The sequence below is a fragment of the Candidatus Mycobacterium methanotrophicum genome, assembly GCF_023515995.1.
Lineage (GTDB): Bacteria > Actinomycetota > Actinomycetes > Mycobacteriales > Mycobacteriaceae > Mycobacterium > Mycobacterium methanotrophicum.
On record NZ_CP097320.1, the window covers coordinates 2971501 to 2995524 of the forward strand.

At 66.9% G+C, this 24024-nt stretch carries 13 protein-coding genes and 2 pseudogenes; 6 read left to right on the forward strand and 9 right to left on the reverse strand.

What is annotated here, in order from left to right:
- Positions 1–12: 12 nt before the first annotated feature.
- From M5I08_RS15320 to M5I08_RS15345, 6 genes and pseudogenes are all read right to left on the reverse strand, one after another.
- Positions 13–5433 carry a type I polyketide synthase gene (locus M5I08_RS15320; protein WP_304502937.1) on the reverse strand — a complete coding sequence of 1807 codons (5421 nt, stop codon included), beginning with the start codon at positions 5431–5433 and terminating at the stop codon, positions 13–15.
- A 17-nt stretch (positions 5434–5450) separates the two neighbouring features.
- Complete coding sequence (locus tag M5I08_RS15325; protein ID WP_440271477.1) at positions 5451–7388, reverse strand: SDR family NAD(P)-dependent oxidoreductase; 1938 nt, start codon at positions 7386–7388, stop codon at positions 5451–5453.
- A gap of 69 nt (positions 7389–7457) precedes the next feature.
- A pseudogene (locus M5I08_RS27315) lies at positions 7458–8056 on the reverse strand (acyltransferase domain-containing protein); the annotation flags it as partial.
- Between the two features lie 40 nt (positions 8057–8096).
- Positions 8097–13430 (reverse strand): type I polyketide synthase, encoded by a 5334-nt coding sequence (locus M5I08_RS15335; protein WP_219066233.1) that lies wholly within the window; start codon positions 13428–13430, stop codon positions 8097–8099.
- Between the two features lie 212 nt (positions 13431–13642).
- Positions 13643–15403: an AMP-binding protein gene (locus M5I08_RS15340; RefSeq protein ID WP_219066232.1), complete on the reverse strand. Its 1761-nt coding sequence runs from the start codon at positions 15401–15403 to the stop codon at positions 13643–13645.
- Positions 15404–16097: 694 nt separating this feature from the next.
- Positions 16098–16808: a thioesterase II family protein gene (locus M5I08_RS15345; RefSeq protein WP_249762812.1), complete on the reverse strand. Its 711-nt coding sequence runs from the start codon at positions 16806–16808 to the stop codon at positions 16098–16100.
- Between the two features lie 312 nt (positions 16809–17120).
- Here M5I08_RS15345 and M5I08_RS15350 point away from each other — a divergent pair, with 312 nt between their 5' ends.
- The 5 genes from M5I08_RS15350 to M5I08_RS15370 all read left to right on the forward strand — a co-directional run bounded on the left by M5I08_RS15350 (position 17121) and on the right by M5I08_RS15370 (position 20300).
- Positions 17121–17420, forward strand: a complete 300-nt coding sequence (locus M5I08_RS15350) for a PE family protein (protein ID WP_219066231.1) — start codon at positions 17121–17123, stop codon at positions 17418–17420.
- A 13-nt stretch (positions 17421–17433) separates the two neighbouring features.
- The gene (locus tag M5I08_RS15355) at positions 17434–18633 is read left to right on the forward strand and encodes a PPE family protein (RefSeq protein WP_219066230.1); all 1200 of its coding nucleotides are present in this window, start codon (positions 17434–17436) and stop codon (positions 18631–18633) included.
- Between the two features lie 48 nt (positions 18634–18681).
- Positions 18682–18978, forward strand: coding sequence for a WXG100 family type VII secretion target (locus tag M5I08_RS15360; protein ID WP_219066229.1), 297 nt, complete (start codon positions 18682–18684; stop codon positions 18976–18978).
- 31 nt (positions 18979–19009) lie between these two features.
- Positions 19010–19294: a WXG100 family type VII secretion target gene (locus M5I08_RS15365; protein WP_219066228.1), complete on the forward strand. Its 285-nt coding sequence runs from the start codon at positions 19010–19012 to the stop codon at positions 19292–19294.
- A gap of 175 nt (positions 19295–19469) precedes the next feature.
- Complete coding sequence (locus M5I08_RS15370) at positions 19470–20300, forward strand: SDR family NAD(P)-dependent oxidoreductase (RefSeq protein ID WP_219066227.1); 831 nt, start codon at positions 19470–19472, stop codon at positions 20298–20300.
- Between the two features lie 9 nt (positions 20301–20309).
- Here M5I08_RS15370 and M5I08_RS15375 read toward each other — a convergent pair whose 3' ends face one another.
- From M5I08_RS15375 to M5I08_RS15385, 3 genes and pseudogenes are all read right to left on the reverse strand, one after another.
- Positions 20310–21113 carry a glycine betaine ABC transporter substrate-binding protein gene (locus M5I08_RS15375; protein WP_219066254.1) on the reverse strand — a complete coding sequence of 268 codons (804 nt, stop codon included), beginning with the start codon at positions 21111–21113 and terminating at the stop codon, positions 20310–20312.
- A gap of 239 nt (positions 21114–21352) precedes the next feature.
- Positions 21353–21709, reverse strand: a pseudogene (locus tag M5I08_RS15380) (NAD-dependent malic enzyme); the annotation flags it as partial.
- A gap of 49 nt (positions 21710–21758) precedes the next feature.
- Entirely contained in the window at positions 21759–22748 is a 990-nt protein-coding gene (locus M5I08_RS15385) for a malate dehydrogenase (protein ID WP_219066226.1), read from the reverse strand.
- 168 nt (positions 22749–22916) lie between these two features.
- On the opposite strand from M5I08_RS15385, the gene corA reads away from it, so the two are divergent.
- A complete protein-coding gene (corA, locus tag M5I08_RS15390) occupies positions 22917–24023 on the forward strand; it encodes a magnesium/cobalt transporter CorA (RefSeq protein WP_219066225.1) in 1107 nt (368 codons plus the stop codon).
- Position 24024 lies beyond the last annotated feature (1 nt).

Sequence of the window (24024 nt, forward strand, 5' to 3'; positions counted from 1 at the left end):
CGCTGTTGGTGGTCACACTCGATCCCCTACCTTCCGCCGAGCCGCGGCGCGCTGCCGGGCCGCGGCGCGCTGCTTGGCTCGATCGCCAACCGCGGTGCCGCTGTCGGCCATTTCCTCGGCGTCAAGGCCGAGCTGACGGATGAGATCGGTCGTCAGCGCCGCCAACGAGGCACCTTGCAACAACAGGGCCACCGGCGGCTCCACCCCGAAGTCACCACGAACAGTGTTGCGGATCCGCACGGCCATCAGCGAATCCATGCCCAGTTCCGTCAACGGCTGGTCGGCATCGATCGTACTGTCCTTCGGATAGCCCATGATGGCCAGGATCCGGCCACCCAGTCGGCCAAGGACGACCCGGTTGGCGTCAACGGCATCCATCTCCCGCAACGCGTCGGGGCCCACCCAGTTGTCGTCGGTGCTGTCGATGTCAAGTTCCTCTGCCAGCTTGGCGAAATACCCGAGCTGCTGGATTTCCGGGAATGCGGCCGCGGCGCGGTCCAGCCGTAGCCGCGCCACGCCGATCCGAGTGGGCCGGGTGGCGAGGATGGCCTCCAGCGCCTCGATACCCTCGGCCGGCGCAATCGGATCCAGCGCGCTGAACGTCAGCGAGCGGGCGACGCCGATGTCGGACCACTGACCCCAGTTGATCGTGGTGGCAGGCAAACCCGACGCCCGACGCCACTCGACCAGGCCGTCGAGCCAGGCACTGGCCGCGGCGTAGGCAGCCTGTCCGGGCGCGCCCAGCAGTGACGACGTCGAGGAGAAGCCAAGCCACCAGTCAAGCTCACGATCGGCCGTGGCAGTGGTGGCGGCGTGAAGTCGCAGTGCGCCAATGGCTTTAGGCGCCCATACTCGTTCCAGGCTTTCCTTGCTGAGCCCGGCGACGATCTGGTCGTCGAGCACGACGGCGCTATGCATCACACCCCGCAGCGCCAGCCCCGTCTCTTCCGCGGCGCTAACCAGCCGCTCGGCGACTCCGGGCGAGGCGATATCGCCAGGCACCACAACAATTTGTGCACGCTGCTCCAGCTCGGCGAGCACTGCTTGCGCCTCCTCGGACGGCTTGGATCGTCCGTTGAGAACGACGCGTCCAGCGCCGCGTTCCGCCAGCCAGCGGGCCATGGCCAAGCCAATCCCGCCGAGACCACCGGTAAGGATGTAGGAGCCGTCACGCCGAACCACCGTGTCGGACTTGGCCGTGCCCAGCGTCGCGCGGGAAAGCCGTTTCGCGTAGCGCTTTTCGCCGCGCCAGGCGACCACATCGTCACTGAAGGCCAGTCCCAGTTCGGTGGTCACCTGCGTCACGCTGTCGCCGGCGAGATCCACCAGCGTGGTCCGCAGATCCGGGTGCTCGTAAGCAAGAACCCGGACCAGCCCGGTCAGGCCGCTGATCGACGGGTCGCCCCACTCCCCTTCGTTGACGGCCAGACCGTCGCGGGAAATCAGCCACAGTCGCGGCGACTTCCCGTGCCACCCGCTGATGATCGCGCGCACGGTCGCCGCGACGCCCCAGGCGAGGTCACGGCCGCGCACCGCCGCGTCGGGAGATTCGGTCCCGTCGAATGACTGCCGGTCCGCGAAGATGACGACACCGACCGGCGGAAGGTCGGCGTCGCCCGCGGTTTGTGCGAACGCCTCCAGAACCGCCGACTCCTGCGAAAGATCGGCGCGCAGCACCCGGCGAGTCGGTGAGCCGAACCCGGTGATGAATTCCTCTGCCGCCTCGTCAGTCTCGGTGCCGTCGGTCAATACCAGCCAGCTTCCGTCCGGCGGAGCGGGCGCGACCGGGTCAACGGGGGTCTGGACCCACTCGGTGTCGAAGATCTTCTGGGTCAGCGGCAGCGGCACACTGCGGCGTTGTACCCGCTGCAGGTAGATGCCGGTGATCTCGGCGGTCGGCGTGCCGGTGTCGTCGGTCAACAGGACACGGCCCATCAATCCGGCGCCCGCGCCGTCGGGGTTGACCAGCTCGGCGTGGCATCGGGCCCGTCGGCCGACATCGCCGAACACTCGTATCTTGTCGAACGACACCGGCAGATAGGTGGCCTCGCTGGAGTCGGTCAGCGATTCAGACGACATCGCGGCGGCCAGGCCTTGCAACGCCGCGTCGAGAAGCACCGGGTGGATGCGGTAACCGCGATGCCCGGTCGCCTCGTCCGGCAGGACGATTTCGGTCTCCGAAGACCCGCCTGCCCTGCGCACGATGCGAGTCAGCGCCGCGAACGCCGGGCCGTGATGCAAACCGGTGTTGCGCAACGCCGAATACAGATCGGCCGGCGAAATCACGGTGCCGGAGTCTGTGGAAGTGGTTGGCGCGGTGGGTGGCTCGGGCTGGGTTACCTCAACGTGCGCAACTGCGTGGCGGGTCCAGGTTCCGGTGGCCGAGCGCGAGTGGATTTCGATGCGAATGTCATCGCCGTCATCTGCGCCCCGGGTGAGCTGCGTCGTGAGCGGGGTTTGGGCGCCCAGCGGGAGCATCTGTTCGACTTCGACTCGGACGGTTACCGACTGCACCGGCAGGCCGAGGGCCTCACCCGCGGCCGCCAGTGCTATCTCGCCGAAACCGGTTCCCGGCATGACCGGCTGGCCATGCACCTTGTGGTCCGCCAGCCAGGGCAGCGATTCGGTGCCGACATCGGCCTGCCACACATGATCGCGGCCTGACGGCATCTCGACGTGCATCCCGAGCAGGGGGTGAGTGCTGGCGGACTGCCGGGTCGCAGAAAACGGCGCCGCCCAGTACCGGGAATGCAACCACGGCGTCGGCGGGAGATCGACAAGTTTCTTTGTGCCGCCGGCGGGTTGCGCTGCTGACGGCGGCCGGACCGTCGCCAGCTGGGTGTGGAAGGCGAGCGTCTCCGGGTTGTCCCGGTTCAACGTCGCCGCGACCTGGACACCGCCGCGCGGCTGGGCCGATTCCAACGTGCCGTTGATGGCGTGGCTCAGCAGTGGATGGGGGCTGACTTCGACGAATACGTGGCTTCCGTGCTCTGCCACGGCGTTGGCCACCGCCTGACTGAACCGCACCGGGTTACGCAGATTGACCACCCAGTAATCGGCGTCGAACGCCGGTGCGGCGCCGTTGGTTTGACCGACCGTGCTGATCAACGGGATCTTCGGCGTCATCGGCGCCAAATCGGCGAGCGCGCTGCGTAATTCGGGCAGGATCGGGTCAACCGTCGGATGATGGGACGCCACGTCCACTTCGATACGCCGCGCCAGCCGGCCCTGCGCGTCGACCACCGCGATCACCGCGTCGACCTGCTCGGGCGGACCGGCAATCACCGTCTGTTGCGGAGCGGCATATACCGCCACCGTGACATCCGGGTATTCGGCGATCAACTTCTCGACCGCCTCGGCCTCCAGTTCCAGCAGCCCCATCGCGCCTTGTCCGGACAACCGCGACATCAACCGCGACCGCGTCGCGATGACCTTCAAGCCATCCGCCGGGCTCAGCGCCCCGGCCACCACCGCCGCGGTGACCTCCCCCATCGAATGCCCGATCACCGCATCCGGTTCAACGCCATACGAGCGCCACAACGCGGTCAGCGCCAACTGCATACCCACCAACACCGGCTGGATACGCTCGATACCGACGACGGGCTCGCCGGCAGTCAGCACATCATGCAGCGAAAATCCTACTTGGGCAACAAAATCCGGCTCCAACTGAGCCACTGCCGCAGCAAACGCCGGCTCATCGGCCAACAATTGCCGGCCCATACCGGCCCACTGCGAACCCTGGCCCGAATATAGAAACACCGTGCCCGATCCGCGCGGCGCCTCGCGGGGACCGACCACTCCCGGCGTCGGCTGTCCGGACGCCACCGCCCGCAGCCCGGCCACCGCCTGGGCGCGGTCACGCGCGGTCACCGTGGCGAACTTGTTGTGGCGGCTGCGGTAGTGGTTGACGGTGTGAGCGATGTCGGCCAGCGGCACGCCGGCTCCGTCTGATTCCATCCAGTCGGCCAGTGCCGTCGCCCACGATGCGATCCGTTGTTCGCTCTTGCCGGAAACCGTCAATGTGGTCACCGGGCAGGTGTCGGCATCCGACGCCGGCGCCGGATCCGGCCCTTGTTCGATCACGATGTGTGCGTTCGTCCCGCCGAGGCCGAATGCCGAGATCGCGGCCCGGCGCGGGCCGTCCTCGGCCGGCCACGGGCTGAGCTCGGTGGGAACGAACAGCCGGGTGGGCTTCGGGTCGATCGCCGGATTCCACTGGGAGAAGTTGAAATTGGGCGGTATCTGCGCCCGTTGCACGCACAGCACGGCCTTGATGAAGCCGGCGACGCCGGCAGCGGCCTCCAGGTGGCCGAAGTTGGACTTCACCGCACCCAGAGCGCAGCGGCTCTCGCCGCGCCCATACTGATCGGCCAGTGCTTCGAACTCGATCGGGTCACCCAAAGCCGTGCCGGTGCCGTGCGTTTCGATGAAGTTCACCGAGCTCGCGGCCACGTCGGCGCTGCGCAGCGCGCGCCCGATTACATCGGACTGCGCGATGGTGTTGGGCGCGGTCAGGCCGTTGGACCGGCCGTCCTGGTTGAGCGCGGAACCCCGCACCACGGCCACGACCCGGTCCCCGTCGCGCACGGCGTCGGTGAGCCGCTTGAGCACCACCACGCCACAGCCCTCGCCGCGGACGAATCCGTCGGCTCGGGAGTCGAAGGAGTGGCAGCGGCCCCGCGGGGACAGCATTCCCCACTTGGCCATCGCGATCTGAGTTTCCGGGCGCAGGATCACGCTGGCCCCGCCTGCCAGTGCCAGGTCGCTCTCCCGCAATCGCAAACTCTGGCACGCCAGATGAATGGTGACTAGCGACGACGAGCAGGCGGAATCCATCGCCACCGCCGGACCACGCAGCCCCAGCAGGTACGCGATGCGCCCGACGGCGACGGCGTGGGCGTTGCCGGTCGCAGAGTAGGCATCGATGGCGTCCGGGTTCGCGGCCGAAATCGTTTGGTACTCACCGTAATACACACCCATTATGACCGCGGCGCGCACACCGGACAGCTCACCTGTCGCAATCCCCGCGTGCTCGAGCGCTTCGTAGGCCACCTCCAGCATCAGCCGTTGCTGGGGATCCATGGCCTCGGCTTCGCGCGGGGAGATACCGAAGTAGTCCGCGTCGAAGCCGGCCACATCGGGCAGGAAGCCGCCCCACTTCGACGACATCCGGCCGGGCGCGAACTGGTCCGGATCGTAGTACTCGTCGGCATTCCAGCGGTCGGGAGGAATTTCGCTGATCCCGTCCCCGCCGTCGGCCAAGAAGCTCCAGTAGCCTTCCGGGCCTACCGCACCACCGGGAAAACGGCAGCCGATCCCCACGACAGCCACCGGTTCGGCGGCGGCGATGCGCGAAGCCTTGTCGAACTGCTGTGTCAGCGCATCCCGCTTGTCGGCGGGCATCGCCGAAACTCTGTCGAAAATTGTTCCCACTACACGATTGTTTCCCATTAAAAAATACCGCTCTCACTGCCCGCCGAAGCCGACTCCACATGATCGAACAACTCGTCCAACACCCCGCCCGGCGAGCCCAGCTCAAGATCGCCCGCGTGGTCCTGCGGCACTTCTTCGGGTGCCAGCAGGCCCGCCACATACGTCGCCAGTGACGAGACGGTCGGGTGGTTGAACAGCATATCCGCCGACAGCTCGATGCCCACCAGCTTCTGCGTCTGGCGCAGGACCGTCATCGCCATCATCGAGTCCAGTCCCAGCTCGGGGAACGGCCGATCCACGTCGAGTGCTGATGCCGACATCCGCAGTTCCCGGGCCAAAATGGCCCGTAGCCTGGCCTCGAGTCCGCTTCGCCTGTCCTGCGCCGACAACTGCGACCAGTCCGGGGCGGCAATCTCTGACCCGTCTGCAACGACGGGTCGTTGCTCGACGGTTGAAACGTCGAAAGCGTTGTCGAATTCGGACACCACATTTTCGAAGTAGTTCAGTTCGCAAAACTCGGGAGTTGCGGCGACGGCGCGATCAAGGCGCAGTCGTCCGACACCCACCCGAGCCAGCGCACCGCCCACGAGCGACCCCAGCGCTTCGACGCCTTCGTCTGGAGTGATCGGATCGAGAATGCTGTAAGTCAGTGCGTGGCTCATCCCGACGTCCCACCACTGGCCCCAGTTGATCGCGGTCGCGGGCAGGCCCGACGCACGTCGCCACATCGCCAACGCGTCGAGCCACGCATTGGCGGTTGCGTACGCCAATTGGCCCGGCAGGCCCAGCAGCGTGGCCATCGAGGAGAACCCAACCCACCAATCGAGCTCGAGGGCGGCTGTCGCAGCGTGCAGCCGCAGTGCGCCACCTACCTTCGGGGCCCACGCCCGTTGCATGCCTTCGGAGGTGAGCGCAGTCACCAGACCGTCACCGGTCACACCGGCCGCGTGCACGACTCCACGCAGCGGGCGGGAAGTCTCTTCGGCGGCAGCCACCAGCCGCTCGGCTACGCCCGGTACAGCGATATCGCCTGCAACGAAGACGATTTCGGTGCCGTTGGTCAGGTCGGCAAGGGCCTTGCGCGCAACCTCGGACGGTTCGCTTCGACCGTTGAGCACAATCCGTCCCGCGCCGCGCTCGACAAGCCAGCGCGTGACAACCGTGCCCAGCCCGCCCAAACCCCCGGTGACGATGTATGAGCCGTCGCCGCGGATAACCGCCTCCCGGTGGCCGGCATCGAGCGTCGCACGCGAGAGCCGTTGCACATATCGGCCGTCGTTGCGCCACGCGATCACGTCATCGCCGGCGGGCGAGGCGAGTTCAGTGATCAACGCGGCGACCAGATTGTCCGGATCGTTGCCCAGGTCGACAAGAGTGGTGCCGAGGTCTGGCTCGCCGGCCAGCACCCGCGCCGCTTCGCCGGGGAACCGCCAGTTACGAATGAGGCCCTTGAGGGCGCCGTCGACATCCGTGCCGTCAAACGAAGGATGTCCGAGGAACACGATCACGCCTGCAGGCGGAAGCTCCGCCTCAGCAGCGGTTTTCGCGAACCCCTCCACTACTGCCGAGTCGTTCGACAGGGCACCGCTGACCACTCGTCGGGTCGGTGAGCTCAACCGGGTGGCAACGTCGGCGACGAGTGCCGCTGTCTCGGAATCGGAGCCGGCCAACAGCAGCCAGCTGCCGCCTGCCACGCGGTCGCTGGCCGAGGCAATTCGCGGCGCCGAACTTTGCACCCAGACAGCGTCGAAGACCTTGCGCTCCAACGGCAGCCGCACCGCCGCGGGATCGACCGGTCGCAGCTCGACGCCGGTGAGCTCCGCGGTCACAGTCCCCGCATCGTCGGTGAGAACGATTCGGCCCCGGTAGTCACCGGGCGCTTGCTCGACCAGCTCAGCGTGGCACCGGGCGCGGCGCCGACTCGGACCGAACACCCGAATCGCCGCGACCGACACCGGCAGATACGACGTCGAACCATCCGACGCGTCAGTCGGGATGGCGGCAGCCAGTTGCCGCGCTAAAGCAAGGGCTTCGCCGATGGCGTGAGTGAGCAGCGGGTGTGGGCTGACTTCGACGAAGGTGGCATGGTCTTTGGAAGCAGCCGCCGCTGTCTGGCTGAAGCGTACCGGGTTGCGCAGATTGGCCACCCAATAGTCGGCATAGTCGGCGTCAAAAGCCGGTGCTGCGCCGCTGGTTTGACCGACCGTGCTGATCAACGGAATCCTCGGCGCAACCGGCGCCAAACCGGCCAACTCAGTACGCAACGCCGGCAAGATCGGATCGACGGTCGGATGGTGTGAGGCCACATCGACTTCGATGCGCCGCGCCAACAGGCCTTGCGCACCGCGGCGAAGCTCCTGAAACGGGCGCGGTGGTGGTTGAGGGTGTGGGCGACGTCGGCCAACGGGACGCCCATGCCCTCACCGTCCATCCACTCGGCCAGCACCGCGGCCGACGGCGCGATCCGGGCCGGGGTCTTCCCCGAGATCACCAGCGTGCTCACCAGCGGTTCCGGTTCACCGACGGGTTCGCCAGCGGGGTCGGTCGTGGGCGCCTGCTCAACCACGACGTGCGCGTTGGTGCCACTAACCCCAAACGACGACACTCCCGCACGCCGGGGCCGATCTCCAAACGGCTAGAGCAGCCCCACAGGTAGCCCTCCATTAGATACCCCTCTCACTACCCGCCGGAGCCGACTCCACATGAGCGAACAGGTCATCCAACACACTGCTCTCGGAGTCGCCCGCCGCTTGGCTTTCGTTGTCCGAATCTGTCCGCGGCAGTAGCTTTTTGGCGAGATGCTCGGCTAAGGCAGCGATTGTCGGATAATTGAAAAGCATCGTCGCGGACAGCTCGATGCCGACGAACTGCTCGGTGTCTCGCCGAACCGACATCGCCATCACCGAATTGAGGCCCAGCTCTGCGAACGGGAGGTCGAGCGCGAGCTCGGCTTCCGGCATGCACAGCTCGCGGGCCACGATCGTTCGCAGCCCGGCCTCGAGTTCGCGCAGCACCTCCTCGGCGGGCATCTGCGACCATGCCGGTGTTATCGCTTGGGCCTCGGGTGCCGCCGGCGCGTCGGACGACGGCATCGGCGCCATCACGGCTTGAGCGACGTCATAGCGCGCCAGGTACTCCCAGGCGCTGAAGGCTTCGTCGGCGGTGACGGGCCGTGAGCCCCACCGTTCGAGTTCCTGCACCGCGGTCTGCGCGTCCGAGCCAAACCCGAGGCCCCGCCAGACCACCCAGTCCAGGCTGACCGTGTGGCAGCCCTGCCGGTGACGCGCGTGGGCCAGTCCGTCCAGGTAGGCATTGGCCGCCGCGTAGGCGCCCTGTCCCGGCACACCGAACACCGCCCCGGCCGCGGCGGTCATAAACAAGAAGTCGAGACTGCCGGGCGGGAAAACCTCGTGCAACGCCTGCGCGCCAGCGATCTTCGGCGACATGGTGTCCCGAAGACGGCTCTGGGTGGCCTCGGTCAGCAGTTGGGCATCGGTGATTCCGGCAGCGTGGACGACACCGCGGATCGGCGGGGCTCCATCGGAGTCGCGTTTGGCTACCAGCGCCCGCAGCCCATCACGCGAACCCACGTCGAGGGCCACCGCGTCGACCGAAACACCACCCGATTCCAGCGACCGGATGGCGTCGATCTTGCGCCTCGTGTCGGCATCAACGACGGCGCTGTCCCAGTCACGACGTGGCGGCAGCGGCGTGCGGCCGGCCAATATCAGACGACGCGCGCCGCGATCCGCGAGCCAACCCGCGATCAGCAGACCGAGTGCGCCCATGCCGCCGGTGATCAGGTACGCCGCATCCGGGCGACACCGCAGCGCCTCGCGGACCGGTTCGCCGGAGACCGGCCCCAGCACCTGGGTGAAGAATTCGCCGTCGCGCAGCGCCAGGATGGACTTGGCCGGTGTCCGCAGGACCGCAGACTGCGCCGCCAGCGCCGACACCCAGTCGCTGACGTCTGCTTCCCCCGGCACGTCGATCAGGCCGCCCCACAGCTGTGGCTGCTCGGCCCGGATGACCCCCGCGGTCCCCCACAGGCAGCTCTGCCGCACGGCGGCACCGGAAGAACCTTCGCGAACACCGCGGGTGATGATCCACAGCGTGACCGGGTCGTCATCGTCTCGCTCGGCCAGTCCTCGGACCAGGGCGGCCATTTCGGCCGACAACCGGACCGCGCAGTCGAGGTCGGTCGCGTCGGACTTGGACTCGGCGACGTAGAGCACGTATCGCGCCTCGGCGACGGCTCCCGACCGATAACCCGCGTCGGCAAGCCGATCACGCAGGGTGCCGACGACGCTGTCGTCGCCGAGCACCGCGATCGTGGCCAAGCCAGCAGAGGAGTCAGCATCACCCTCAACAGCTCCGAACGGTTGCCAGTCGATCGTGTGGACCATCGTCGACGGGTCGTCGTTGCGCGACGCCGAGCAGGCAGAAGCATTCGAATCCACTGCCGCGTAGCGAAGTCCGCGGACGTCGACGCAGGTGCTGCCATCCGCCGCTGTGACCACCATGTCGACAATCAGCTCTTCGTCGTTGCCGCCGCGCCGATACACCTCGATGCGGCCCTGCGGCTCAATTGGCTCGGCAACGAAGCGGACACTTGCTGCCGCAGCCGGGATCATCAGCCGCGGGTTGGAACTGTCCAGCAGCCGGGCCAGGTGGATGGCGGCGTCGAGCAGCGCAACCGCCGACGATTTGGACAGCTCAACCTCAGCATGCAATCGCCCGTCCGCCGACCGGCACGATCCGACCGACCACTCGAACGGCCGCCCTTCACTGCCCCAGGTCCGCCACAGCGACGTAACCGACTCGTCGACGAACTCGGTGTCTGCCGTGTCTGCGCCGGGCAGGCACTGGCCTACTGCCCCGTGGTTGGGCGGCTGGCGAGAGATTCGGGCATGGGCGTGCCTGACCCACCGTTGCGCGGAGGCTTCGGGGCCGCCGGCGCTCGCGGAACTGGACGCCACGGTGACCGACTCGCCGTCGGCGACCACCTGGATCACTCGTGGCTCGTCGACGACGATCGGATACTCGAATCGGACGTCCGACGTTATCGATACGTCATATTCGGCGGCGGCGGCCGAAAGCGTCCGCAACAGAAGCGATATCGGAATGATCTCGACGCCGTTGTTGTGATGCGATCCCGGATACGGCTTGTTGGCGCGGGTGAGCCGCGCCTGCCACAGATGCGTTGGCGGTGTGGTCGCGACCACGGTGTGGTCGCCGAGCAGGGTGCCGGGCTTGGGCGCGGACTCGGCTGTTTTGACGTACTTGCCCGCGCCGATCCAGTGCTGGGTGTGGTGCCAGGGCGCACTGGGCAGCACCGGGTGCGGCCCGGCTGGATGCGGCAGCTGCGGGGGACGAAGGACACAGGTGCTGTTGAGGTTGGTGTGGAAGTTGACCGTGTCATCGCCGTCGCGGCACAGCGTCCCGGTGCTGTGATGGTGGCCGGAAGCAAGCGTTTCCAGCGTTTCGGCGATGGCATGCGCCAGCGTGGGGTGCGGGCTGACTTCGATGAAGGTTGCGTGGTGCTCGGCGGCGGCCGCGATGGCTTGGCGCAGCCGTACCGGCTGGCGCACATTAGCGACCCAATACTGCGCATCCAACACCGGATCACTGTCGGCGACGGTGGAGATGAACGGGATCGCCGGGGCCTTGGGCGCCAAATCCCCCAGCGCCGAACGTAACTCAGACAGGATCGGGTCCATCAGCGCGGTGTGCGAGGCGACCTCCATGTTCACGCGCCTGGCGAATCGCTCCTGGGCCGCTGCCGCGGCGATCACCGCATCGACCTGCCCCACCGACCCGGCGACCACGGTCTGCCGCGGCGAAAGGTAGCCCGCCAAACTCACCTCGGGGTAGTCGGCGATCAGCTTTTCGGCCGCGTCGGCGTCAAGCTCCAGCAGTGCCACCGCACCTTGGCCGGCCAGCCGCGACATCAACCGCGACCGGATCGCGATCACCCGCAGCCCCTCAGCCGGGCTCAGCGCCCCGGCCACCACCGCCGCGGTCACCTCCCCCATCGAATGCCCAAACACCGCATCGGGTTCCACGCCATAGGAGCGCCACAACGCGGTCAGCGCCAACTGCAACCCCATCAGCACCGGCTGCACCCGCGCGTCCCCGGCCACCGACTGGCCTTCAGCGAGCACCTGCCGCAAGGAGAATCCGACGTGCTCGACGAACACGGGCTCCAACTCGTCCACCGCGGCGGCGAATGTCGGCTCGTCCGTTAGCAACTGCCGGCCCATGCCCGCCCACTGAGAGCCCTGGCCCGAATACACGAATACGGTGCCCGGCTTGCACAGCCCGTCATGGGCACCCACCACGCCAACTGCCGATTCACCGGTCGCCAACGCCTGCAGGCCGGCCACGGCCTGGGCACGGTCGCGCGCGCAGACGGTGGCGAAAACCTTGTGGTGGGTGCGGTGATGGTTGAGGGTGTGGGCGACATCAGCCAGTGAAACACCGGCGCCGTCGGCGGTCATCCAGTCGGCCAGCATCGCGGCCGTAGACGCGACGCGCGCGCGGGTCTTCCCCGAGACCACCAAGGTGGTCACCGGTTCCGGCGGTGCGGCGACCGGCTCGGTAGCCGGGGCCTGCTCGAGCACCACATGCGCGTTGGTGCCACTGACGCCGAACGACGACACGCCCGCCCGCCGGGCCCGCGCCACGCCTGGCCACTGCATGCCCTGGTCGGCGATCGTGAATCGCGAAGCGCCCTCGACCGCATTCGGAGTCAACTGCTTGAAGTGCAGGTGCCGGGGAATGTAGCCGTGCTGCACGCTCAACACAGTCTTGATAAACCCGGCGATCCCAGCCGCCGACTCCAGATGACCCACGTTGGTCTTCACCGAACCCAACACCAGCGGCGCCGAGCCGTTCCGTTCACCGAAGATGCTGCTCAACGCGCCCAGTTCGACCGGATCACCCAACGCGGTGCCGGTGCCGTGGGCCTCGATGTAGTCAATCTCCGAAGGCTGCAACCGTGCGGCCGCCAACGCGGCACGCACCACGGCTTGCTGGGCCGGTCCGCTGGGCACCGTCTGCCCGCTGCTGGGGCCATCCTGGTTGACGGCCGAACCGCGCACCACCGCCAACACCACATCCCCGTCCCGCAGCGCGTCACTGAGCCGCTTGAGCACCACCACTCCGCAACCCTCACCGCGCACGTAGCCGTCCGCATCCGCATCGAAGGTTTTGCACCGGCCGTCGGGGGCCAGCATCCCCCACCGCGAGGTGGCGACGCTGTTTTCCGGACTCAGCATCAGGTTGACCCCGGCGGCCAGCGCGTGGTCGCTTTCCCGCCGGCGCAGGCTTTGGCAGGCCAAATGGACGGTGACCAGCGACGACGAGCACGCGGTGTCGATCACCACCGCCGGGCCGTGCACGCCCAGGAAATACGACAACCGCCCCGCTGCGAAGTTCGCCGCATTTCCGAATGGCAGGTGCGGGTCGATCTCGTCTGCCGGCAATCTCCCGACCAGGGCCAGTCCGTAGTCGTGCGTGGTCATGCCAACGAAGACCGAGGTCTGGGTACCTCGAATCATCGGCGCGGTGATGCCCGCGTTTTCCAGTGCCTCCCAGCTAACTTCGAGCAGCAGCCGCTGCTGAGGATCCGTCGCGGCTGCCTCGCGCGGTGAGATCCCGAAAAACTCGGCGTCGAATTCATCGGGTCGCCACGACGTGACGAAACCCCCCTCTCGACTGCAGATCGTCCCCGGCACGGAGTGGTCGTCGGAGTAGAACGCGTCGGCGTCCCAACGCTCCGGGGGCACCCGCACAATTCCACTGGCGCCGTCTTGCAGCAACCGCCAGTACTGGGCTGTGCTGTTCGCCCCACCGGGAAACCGGCAGCCCATCCCCACCACGGCGATCGGCTCGGTGTCCCCCTTTTGAGCGATCTCCAGCTGCGCAGTCAGATCGTCGATCTTGCGCAGCGCCTCGGCGATGATCGCACGACGATCCGACGGTGCCGCAGTCATCGCGCCACCCCCAATCTGACAGAAAGCTCTGCGAGGTACTCAGCCCCGCTCTCAGATGTCATCCGGTGTTGTCCCGGCATCCTTCGCGCTTCCGTAGCACAGCGGGCAACGACGATTTGGTCAATGGCATTGGCTTTACTCTCGCTGAGTGTAAGGCAGTCCGGACACCACTAGTCACTAGTCAGGCCTCTCGGCGGTATCGCCGAGAGGCGTCATGCGGCGGAATCCAAACGACTGAACTCGTCCTGGCGGTAAGCCTCGAGACACGAGGAAGGGCGGATCTTGCCGCTGGTGGTGATCGGAATGGAGCCGGGCGGCACCAGCACGAGATCGGACACCCGCAACCCGTGCGACTTGGAAATCGCAGACGCCACTTGCGCTCTGACGGTGCGGAGCCGCTCTTGCATCTCATCTTCGGAGTGGCCGCGGTTCTTCGTCTCCGCGATCACGGCCAGCCGCTCAGTGCGATCAGCCGGGATCGAGATCGCCGCCACTCGGCCCCCGCTGATCTCCTGAGTCGTCGCCTCGATGTCGTCGGGATAGTGATTGCGCCCATCCACGATCAGCAGATCTTCGATGCGGCCGATGACGAACAGCTCGCCGTCGTAGATAACGCCCAAATCTCCGGTCCGAAGCCAGGGACTCGTCGGCGTGTCAGTCGATGGATCGACGAGCTGTCCGCCGAACGTCCGCTGCGACAGTTGCGGCTTGCGCCAGTAGCCGTTGGCGATGTTGTCGCCGTGCAACCAGATCTCGCCGACCATGCCGGCTGGATTCTCGACCCGGGTGTCCGGGTCGACGATCCGGATGGTGGACGCGCGCGGCGTACCGACACTGACCAGCTGGACGCCACTTTCGTTGTCGCAGGCCTCCGCGTGACCGGCGGACAGCTTCTCGTAGTCGAAGTTGGCGACGGTCGGGGGCCGTCCCGGATCCGACGATGCCACGTACACCATCGCCTCGGCCGGGCCGTACGACGGCTTGAGCGCGGATTCCGGGAAGTTGAAGTTCGCGAAGCGATCGAGGAAACGCCGGATCGTCGCCGCGTGTACCCGCTCGCTACCGGACAGAACGGTGTGCACGTGCGACAAGTCAAGCCCGGCCATGTCGGCGTCAGTCGTCCGTCGCGCGGCCAGTTCGAAGGCGAAGTTCGGCACTGCCGTGAAGGTGCAGGAGTTTTTGGCCAATTGCTGCATCCACCGCGCGGGCCGCTGAAGGAACGCCATCGGGCTCATCACGACTGAGTGAAGTCCGATTGTCAGCGCACCAGTGACCCCGAGTAGCAGACCCATGTCGTGGTAGGTCGGCAGCCAGGACACCAGTGTGAGGTCCGCCGGCGGCGCCTTCCCGTCGGCCTCGAAATAGTCCGCAATGACCTGCTCGACGTTCGCGAAGATGTTCGCGAAGATGTTCTTGTGGCTCACCACGACGGCGGCCGGCGAGCGAGTCGAGCCTGAGGTGTACTGCAGCAGAGCGGTTTTGGCGGGTGGCCGGCTACCCGACCGCAAGGTTGGCTGCGCGTCGAGGTCAAGCACGTCGATTTCGATCACGGCCGGTGGTGTGCCGGGGAGCGCACGAGCGCACGAAACGACGTCGTCGACAACGGCCGATGTCGTCACGAGCACCGTCGGCGCGCTGTCTTGCAGGGCCGCAGCGGCGCGTTCGTCGTGCGCGCCGAACTGTGGCGCCGGCAGCGGGACCGCGATGCAGCCCGCCTCCGTCGCAGCGTAGAAGCCGATGACGAACTCCAGGCCCTGCGGCGTGAGGATGGCCACCCGGTCGCCGGGAAACGTGCAGGACACGATTTCCCCGGCGACCGCCCGCACGCGCTGGTAAAGCTCGGACCACGTCACGGTCTGCGAGTAACCCTCAGGGTCGATCTCGTAGTCGACGAACGTGTATGCGGGCGTATCCGGCTTTTGCCGGGCCCTTTCCCCCAACGCTGCGGGAAGCGAAACTTCGGTTGCCTCCACCGGGACACCACCCCTCTATGTCTTCAGGCCCCGAACGCTAACGACGTTAGGGGCGCTTGTGATGCAGGAGATTAACAGGGCCGCCGCACCTCTCGGACCAAAAACCCAAGAATGCAAGTAATACGCGCGACAAACACGAGCAGGGCGCTGCCTGCCCGCTAGATCAGACCATAGGTTTGCTAAGCCGTCAAACGGGAAGGCGGCGCTCTCTGGTCGTTTGGCGTTGTGCGCGATCCGCCGGCCGGCATTCGAGCGCACTAAACAGGCCGGCCTGATCTCCGCAAATGTCGTAACCACCGTCGGGAGTGGTGTTTTCACAATTCTCGCTAGAGAACCGGCGACCGCGGCAAGACCGCGGCCGGCGCCGTCGCCGACCGCCGATCGCGCTGTCCCTGCCGTCACGGCAGTTTGCTGGAGACGACGGTGCGGTGTTGAGGCGAGTTGCATATGTCGCAGGCGCTGAAACATGCCACGTGCGGATATGCCGGCAGGCTTGCCGCAGAACTCGAGCAGGTTCTAATTTGCCGTGATGTCCAATTAATCGGATGTATGATCCAATATATCGGGCGCGCAAGGATTCTGCATACTATTTGTCACCGTTATAACAGCGGTAGGCCAACATTACGGCCTCGCAAGGAATCTCGTGAGGCCAGCCGTCGAATGGTTCACCCCGTGCTCGGTTGGCGCGCCGTCGTCAGTCGCGGCAGTACGCCAAGACCTTACTCTCGATCTGGCTGACCAGCGCGGGGATGTGGTCGGTGAGGTAGAAATGATGGCCCGGGAAGACCTGCACGGTGAACTCCGACGTCGTGCGCTCCGACCACGGCGACACCTTCTCGTGGGTAGCGACGTCGTCGTCGTCGCCTCGGAAAGCGAAGATCGGGCATGACACCGTCGCCTCGGGGGGGCAGTCGTACTTCGAGATGGCCTTGAGCCCGCGCAGCGTCGGCAGGATCTTGGTGGCGAATTCCTCGTTCTCGAGGAACTCGGGATTCACCCCCGTCATCTGGCTGACCGCATCGAGCAGGCCGCGATCGGACTCCGGGATGTGCCCATAGCCGACTCGGCCGGGCGCCGCGCAAGCCGATACGAACAGAGCGGCGATCGGGCTCCCCGCCACTTCGAACCGCCGAGCGACCTCGAACGCCAGCAACCCGCCCATGCTGTGGCCGAAGAACGCCACCGACGCGGCGGACTGGTCCGGCGGCGGCAACATCCGGCAAACCTTGTCCGCGAGATCGGAAATGCTGGTAAATGAGCCAAGATCGTGAGTGCCGGCACGTCCCGGGTACCGGACCGCAATGCGTTTGATGTCGCTGGAAAACGCTTTGGCAAAAGGAACGTAATATTCGGCTGATCCGCCGGCGTGCGGAAAGATGTAAAGTGTGGGCGGTCGCTCGGTCACGCGGCAACGATACAGCCCCGGCTTGGGGCAACCAGGCAACCGACCGCTGGCGTCATCCGCTGCGAACGCGAGCTCGGGGAAGCGTGACCGGCGCCGGCCCGTTGGTTCACCGCCTGGGAAATGCGCTACCGTTAACGCATCCCTTCGCGCGGGCGTCGTTTCGTCGATTTGTGTTCCGCCGGAAGCAAAAAGTATACGATACGATTTGTCGGCCATCATGCGTGGCTGTTGCTTTGCGGGAGGCATTCCAGCGCTCGGCCTGGAGTAACGTCTATCTTCAGTATCGGCGCGGTCTTTGTAGGAGGTTGGAAGGTGTCGTACGTAACCACGAATCCAGATGTGCTGGCAGGCGCTGCGGCCAATCTGTCCGGTCTCGGTGATGCGATGGTGGCCCGCAACGCGGCTGCCGCGGCGCCGACGACGGGACTGGCCCCGGCGGCCTCCGACCTTGTGTCGGCGATGACGGCCGCCCGGTTCGGTCAGCAGGGCGCGGCCTATCAGCAGCTCGCCGCCCAAGCCGCGGAAGTGCACGAGCAGTTGGTGGCGGCATTGCGCTCCGGAGCCGGCGCCTATGCGCTGGCCGAGGCGGCGAACGCGGCGGCCACCGGGTAACTAGGCTTACTCGATGAGCTTTTCGCTGATTCCCCCGGAAATCAATTCGGCCCTGATGTTTTCCGGGGCGGGCTCCGGCCCGTTGTTGGAGGCCGCGGTGGCCTGGGACTCGTTGTCCGCCGACCTGGAGAGCACCGCCACCCAGTACCAGACGCTGCTCACCAATCTGACCACCGGCCCGTGGCTGGGCCCGTCGTCGGCGCAGATGGCCGCGGCGACCGCGCCCTACATCGCGTGGCTGCAGAGCACCGCGGCGACCGCCGCCCAGACCGGGACGCAGGCCAAGGCCGCCGCCGCGGCCTATCAGGGCGCCTATGCGTCCATGGTGCCGTTGCCGGTGATCGCCGCGAACCGCGCGGAGTTGGCGACCTTGGTGGCCAACAACTTCCTGGGCCAAAACACCGGGGCGATCGCCACCAACGAGGCCGAATACCTCGACATGTGGATTCAGGACGCGCTGGGCATGGACACCTACCAGGTGAACTCCCAGGCGGCCAGCGCGCTGCCCGCCCAGACCGCCGCCCCGCAGGTGGCCAACGGCGCCATGGCCGCCGCGGCCGCCCCGGCCGCCGCCGGCAGCGCCGGCGGCACCCCGATCATCGAGGGGCTGCTGGCCGCCTTTGCCGAACTGCTCGGCGTGTCGTCGTCGAGCGCTACTCCGACGGGATTGACGGCGACAGATTTGACGACCTGGCTCGGCGCACTCGCGTCCGGGATCGCCGCCGATCCGGCGGCCGCGCTGGTCGGCTTGGAGGGCACCTACTACATGGGCATGCTGTCCAGCGTGCCCGCGCGTATGTTCATGAGCTCCGGTAGCTCGGGCGCCGCCGCCAGCGGCTCGACTCTGGCCAGTATGAGCGACTCGCTGATGGACAACGTCGGCAAATTCGTCGACGGCAAGCTGGTCAACGTGATGAGCGGGGTCGGCGGCCAGCTGCAGAAGTGGGGGTCGTCGATTTCGGCGTCGCTGGCCAGCGCACAACACTTGGGCGGGCTGTCAGTGCCCAACGCCTGGCACGGGATGGCCACGGACATGGCGCGTGCGGCCCCGACTCTGCCCGCCACCAGCGTCGCCGCCCCCAGCATGACGGCGGGTCTGCCCAGCAGCCCGTTCGCCCAGGGATTGATGGGCGCACTGGCTGGACGCGGTGTGAGCAGCCTCGGCTCCCGGGTGGCCGCCAAGGTGATGCCCCGCTCACCGGCGGGCGGGTAACCACCAACCGCCGTCAGACAATGGCCTCATAGTTAAGGAGACAGGATTATGCCTACGCGTTTTATGACTGACCCGCATGAGATGCGGGCGATGGCGGGCCGTTTCGACGTGCACGCCCAAACGGTGGAGGACGAGGCCCGCAAGATGTGGGCGTCGAGCCAAAACATCGCCGGCGCCGGCTGGAGCGGCAGCGCCCAGATGACGTCGTATGACACCATGGGCCAGATGAACCAGGCGTTCCGCAACATCGTCAACATGCTGCACGGGGTGCGCGACGGGCTGATCCGCGACGCCAACAACTACGAGTCCCAAGAGCAGGCCTCCCAGCAGATCCTGTCCAGCTAGCCCACTCGCACCAGCCTTTTAGGAGAACACAATGTCGATCAGTTACCAGTTCGGGGACGTGGACGCCCACGGCGCGCTGATCCGTCAGCAGGCGGCTTCCCTGGAGGCCGAGCACCAGGCCATCGTGCGCGATGTGCTGGCCGCCGGCGACTTCTGGGGCGGCTCGGGTTCGGTGGCCTGCCAGGAGTTCATCACCCAGCTGGGCCGCAACTTCCAGGTCATCTACGAACAGGCCAACGCTCACGGCCAAAAGGTGCAAACCGCCGGCAACAACATGAACTCCACCGACAGCGCCGTCGGCGGCAGCTGGGCCTAACCAACCCTCGCGGGACGCCAATTTCGTTGGTCGACGGCTAAGGGCGACCGATATGAGCGGGGGTCGCGCTGCGCCCGCCCGTGCGGTCGCGGCGCCGTTCAACATCTACCCACACCTACGAGATACCGCCGGTACCGGCTAACCTTGACCGCAACCCACGTTGCGAGGAGCGTCCATGGAAGGGTTTGCCGGGAAGGTCGCCGCGGTCACCGGCGCCGGTTCAGGTATCGGCCAGGCGCTAGCACTGGAACTCGGGCGCTCCGGTGCCACGCTGGCGATCAGCGACGTTGAGCTCGAGGGGCTCGGGCAGACCGAAGAACGACTGAGGGACCTCGGGGTGCCGGTGCGGGCCGACCGACTCGACGTCACCGAACGCGAGGCCTTTGCAGCCTACGCCGACCAGATCAACGAGCACTTCGGCAAGGTCAACCAGATCTACAACAATGCCGGCATCGCATTCACCGGCGACATCGAGGTCAGCGCGTTCAAGGACATCGAACGGGTGATGGACATCGACTTTTGGGGCGTCGTCAACGGCACCAAGGCCTTCCTGCCACATCTGATCGCCTCCGGCGACGGCCATATCGTCAACGTCTCCAGCCTCTTCGGGCTGATGTCGATGCCCGGGCAAGCCGCTTACAACTCGGCGAAATTCGCCGTGCGGGGCTTCACCGAAGCCTTGCGTCAGGAGATGACACTCAACGGTCACCCGGTCAAGGTGACCTGCGTGCATCCGGGCGGTATCAAGACGGCGATTGCCCGCAACGGCGCCGCCGCCGAAGGGGTGGACCCCGAGCTGACGGCAAGGTTCTTCGACAAGCGGCTGGCCAACACCACCCCGCGGCGGGCGGCCGAAATCATTCTGGAAGCCGTCCGCAAAAACCGGGCCAGGGTATTGGTCGGCCCGGACGCCAAGGTGCTGGACGCGATCGTGCGGGTGACCGGGTCGGGCTACCAGCGGCTGTTGCTCCCGGTGGTGGGCCGAATAAAGCCACCGTCGCGTTAGAGACTCACGTTAGCGCCCGAGCGGATGATCGCTGAGCCAGCCGTCGGCCACAACTTGAGGATCGGCGCCGCCGGTCACTTGCCGGCGCATCTCCACCAGCGCGGCGGTGTCCAACACCCCTGCCACCTCGTTGACCGCCAGCAGCTGCCGATCGGTCAGCTCGTTGCGGCGATACAGCGGCACAATGTTCTCGGCTCGCACCAGCGCCGGCTTACCATCGGTCAGCACTACCAGGTCGGCCGGCACGCCGGGGTCGGTGGTGGTGGTCCACGCCGCGGTTACCGTTGCGTCGCGAAGCGCAGCGAAAAGTGTTGCACTGTCCGGGAATTCGCGAGAAGCAGGGAGTCGGCAGCTGCCGACCGCCGACGGCGTCGACGCACCCGTGATCGATCCGATCACCAGGCCGTCGCAGTGGCGTGGCACCGCACTCAGATCGGTGCCGCCCCAGCCTTTGGCAGTCGCCTCGGCGACCGCCAGCGCGGGTTTGTCCTCGGCAGCGGTGGTGTAATCGCCGGCGGCGATGCCCTCGGGCAACGCCCCCACCATCGCCTTGTACACCTGCGCGTCGGTCCGCACGGTTGTTCCCGGCTGAAAGCGCTGCAGCACACGGCCCGTGAAAGCGGGCACGACGACAAATGCGCCCGCGTCGAGCTTGGCCAGTGGGTCGGGCGCCAGCTCTGTGCGAGCCGGGAACCCGTAGGAGCGCAACGCGCCGGCGTAGACGTCAGCGAGCAGTACCGACTCCACACCGCGACGAGACCCGACGACGAGCTCAGCCGAGCGGTGGTGGGCGCCGTGCGCGCAAGCGGTCATCGCCAGCGCCGCAGCGAGCGCGAGGCCGGTCAGACAATTCGCCCGGCTCGCCCCCTCGCCGCTACGCGGCTGGGGGTGCCCCCACCTCATCGCGGCCCGCGTCCGCCTCGCCGCTGCGCGGCTGGGGGTGCCCGCACTGCATCGCGGCCGGACACTGCCGGTGATCACTCCGCGGGATCTGCGGCCGCGGCCACGGCGGCAGCAACCGCCGGCGCAACCCGCGGGTCGAGCGGGCTGGGGACGATCCGGTCCGGCGCCAAGTCGTCGGCGACGACGGAGACGATCGCCGCATGCCGGGCAGCGGCGTCCACCGGCAGCGCCGCAGCCGCACCGATATCACCGAGGCCGAGCACTGCGCCGCCGTCGCTGACCACCGCCACCAACCGGTTCGCCCACGTGTAGCGGGCGGCCAGGGGATGGTCGGCGGCGATCGCCCGGCTGACCTGCGCGACGCCCGGCGTGTAGGCGATCGACAAGGCGCGCTGGGTGTTCAGCGGGAACCTCGTCTGCACGGAAAGTTTGCCGGCGATGTGCGCGTCGAAGATTTCCTCGTCGCAGAGCACGATGGGATCGCTCGTCACCGGAGAGCCTCCCATTGCTCGGGATGCGCGTTCGGACACGGTCCCAGGGTACTGTGCTGGCTCTTTAGATCAGGCCCAGGCCGGTGACGGCTTCCCGCTCCTCGGCCAGCTCGGCGGTCGACTTGTCGATGCGGCGGCGGGAGAAGTCGTCGATTTCCAGGCCGCTCACGATGGTCCAATCGCCGCCCTTGGTGGTGACCGGGAACGACGAGACCAGGCCCTCCGGTACGCCGTAGGAGCCGTCGGAAACCACGGCCATCGACACCCAATCGTCGGCGGGGCTGCCCAGCAGCCAATCTCGGGCGGCGTCGATGGTTGCCGACGCGGCCGAGGCGGCCGACGACGCGCCCCGCGCGTCGATGATCGCCGCGCCACGCTTGGCGACCGTGGGGATGAAGTCGTTCTCGATCCAGGACTGGGCGCCCACCACCTCGGCGGCGTTGCGGCCTTTGATCTCGGCGTGGAAGATGTCGGGGTACTGGGTGGCCGAGTGGTTGCCCCAGATGGTGATCTTCTTGATGTCGCTGACGTCGGCTCCAGTTTTGCGGGCCAGCTGCGAGATGGCCCGGTTGTGGTCGAGACGGCTCAACGCCGAGAACCGGTGGTGCGGGATGTCGGGCGCGTTGCCGATCGCGATCAGCGCGTTGGTGTTGGCCGGGTTGCCGGTGACGCCGATGCGGACGTCGTCTGCGGCGACGGAGTTCAGCGCCTTGCCCTGCGCGGTGAAGATCGCGCCGTTGGCCTCCAGCAGGTCACCGCGCTCCATGCCCGGACCCCGTGGCTTGGCGCCGACGAGCAGGGCCAGGTTGACGCCGTCGAAGATCTTGTTCGGATCGGCACCGATCTGCACTGCCGACAGCAGCGGGAACGCGCAGTCGTCGAGCTCCATCACGACGCCTTCGAGCGCCTTGAGGGCCGGTTCGATCTCCAACAGCCGCAGCTCGATCTTGCGATCAGGCCCCAATAGTGAGCCGCTCGCCAGGCGAAACAGCAGGCTGTAGCCGATCTGGCCGGCGGCGCCGGTGACGGCGACCTTCAAAGGTGTTGTGCTCACGCCTCGAAAGTAGCGCACGCACGCGCGTGACAAACCCCGGCCCGGCCCCGAGGCGGACTCGGAGCCAATCACGCCAGCTCAGCCGCACCCGCGTACGGGCAATGCCTGGATGAGGCGCGTAGCATGACCGAGGCTTCATCGGATCCGCGCTGCGACGGGAGGTGAAGGATGCCTTCGTTTCGCGACATACCGGAAACACTGCGTCCAGCAGTGTGGCCTGAACGGGACGGGCCTGCTCATACGCACCTGGACGGCCCATCTGCCGAGCAGGCGGTGGTCGACTGCGCCATCTACGTCGACGGGGTGCGACTGCCCGGGACTTTTACCCACGAGGAGGTACGAGCCAAGGTGGGCGAGCTGGCGCTGGCCGGGCAGGAAGCGTTCGCCTGGATCGGCCTGCACGAGCCCACCGAACACCAGATGCAGGAGGTCGGCGGCGTTTTCGGCCTGCACCCGTTGGCCGTCGAGGACGCTGTGCAGGCCCACCAGCGGCCGAAGTTGGAGCGCTACGACGAGACGTTGTTCCTGGTTCTCAAGACCGTCAACTACGTTCCGCACGAATCGCTGGTGCTGACCCGCGAGATCGTCGAAACCGGCGAGATCATGATTTTCGTCAACGGGGATTTCGTGGTGACAGTCCGGCACGGCGAGCACGGCGGGTTGTCGGACGTGCGCAAGCGGATGGATGCCAACCCCGAGCACATGCGGCTAGGCCCCTTCGCGGTGATGCACGCCATCGCCGATAACGTGGTGGACCATTACCTCGACGTCACCGACTTGATGGCTGTCGATATCGACGCCATCGAAGAAGTGGCATTCGCGCCCGGCGCTCGGACCAATATCGAGGCGATCTACCAGATCAAACGCGAAGTCGTCGAGTTGCGCAGGTCCGTCAACCCGCTGTCCGTCGCGTTCGCGCGGTTACAGACCGAACACAAGGACCTGATCTCCAAGGAGGTGCGGCGCTATCTGCGCGACGTCGGCGACCACCACTCCCACGCCGCCGATCAGGTCGCCAGCTACGACGAGAATCTCAGCTCCTTGGTGCAGGCCGCGCTGGCCCGGGTCGAGATGCAGCAAAACACCGACATGCGCAAAATATCGGCGTACGCGGCCCTTCTGGCGGTGCCCACGCTGGTCGCCGGCATCTATGGGATGAACTTCGAGTACATGCCAATCTTGAAGTGGCGGTGGGGTTACCCCGCCGTCGTCACCGGTATGGTGATCGTCTGCGTGCTGCTGTACCGCAACTTCCGCCGCCGAGACTGGTTGTAGG

Excerpts from the sequence above, each read along its gene's own strand:
- M5I08_RS15360 (WP_219066229.1), top strand. The coding sequence starts at position 18,682 with ATGCCTACGCGTTTTATGACTGACCCGCATGAGATGCGGGCGATGGCG.
- M5I08_RS15365 (WP_219066228.1), top strand. The coding sequence starts at position 19,010 with ATGTCGATCAGTTACCAGTTCGGGGACGTGGACGCCCACGGCGCGCTG.
- M5I08_RS15375 (WP_219066254.1), bottom strand. The coding sequence starts at position 21,113 with ATGACCGCTTGCGCGCACGGCGCCCACCACCGCTCGGCTGAGCTCGTC.
- M5I08_RS15355 (WP_219066230.1), top strand. The coding sequence starts at position 17,434 with ATGAGCTTTTCGCTGATTCCCCCGGAAATCAATTCGGCCCTGATGTTT.
- corA (WP_219066225.1), top strand. The coding sequence starts at position 22,917 with ATGCCTTCGTTTCGCGACATACCGGAAACACTGCGTCCAGCAGTGTGG.
- M5I08_RS15370 (WP_219066227.1), top strand. The coding sequence starts at position 19,470 with ATGGAAGGGTTTGCCGGGAAGGTCGCCGCGGTCACCGGCGCCGGTTCA.
- M5I08_RS15335 (WP_219066233.1), bottom strand. The coding sequence starts at position 13,430 with ATGACTGCGGCACCGTCGGATCGTCGTGCGATCATCGCCGAGGCGCTG.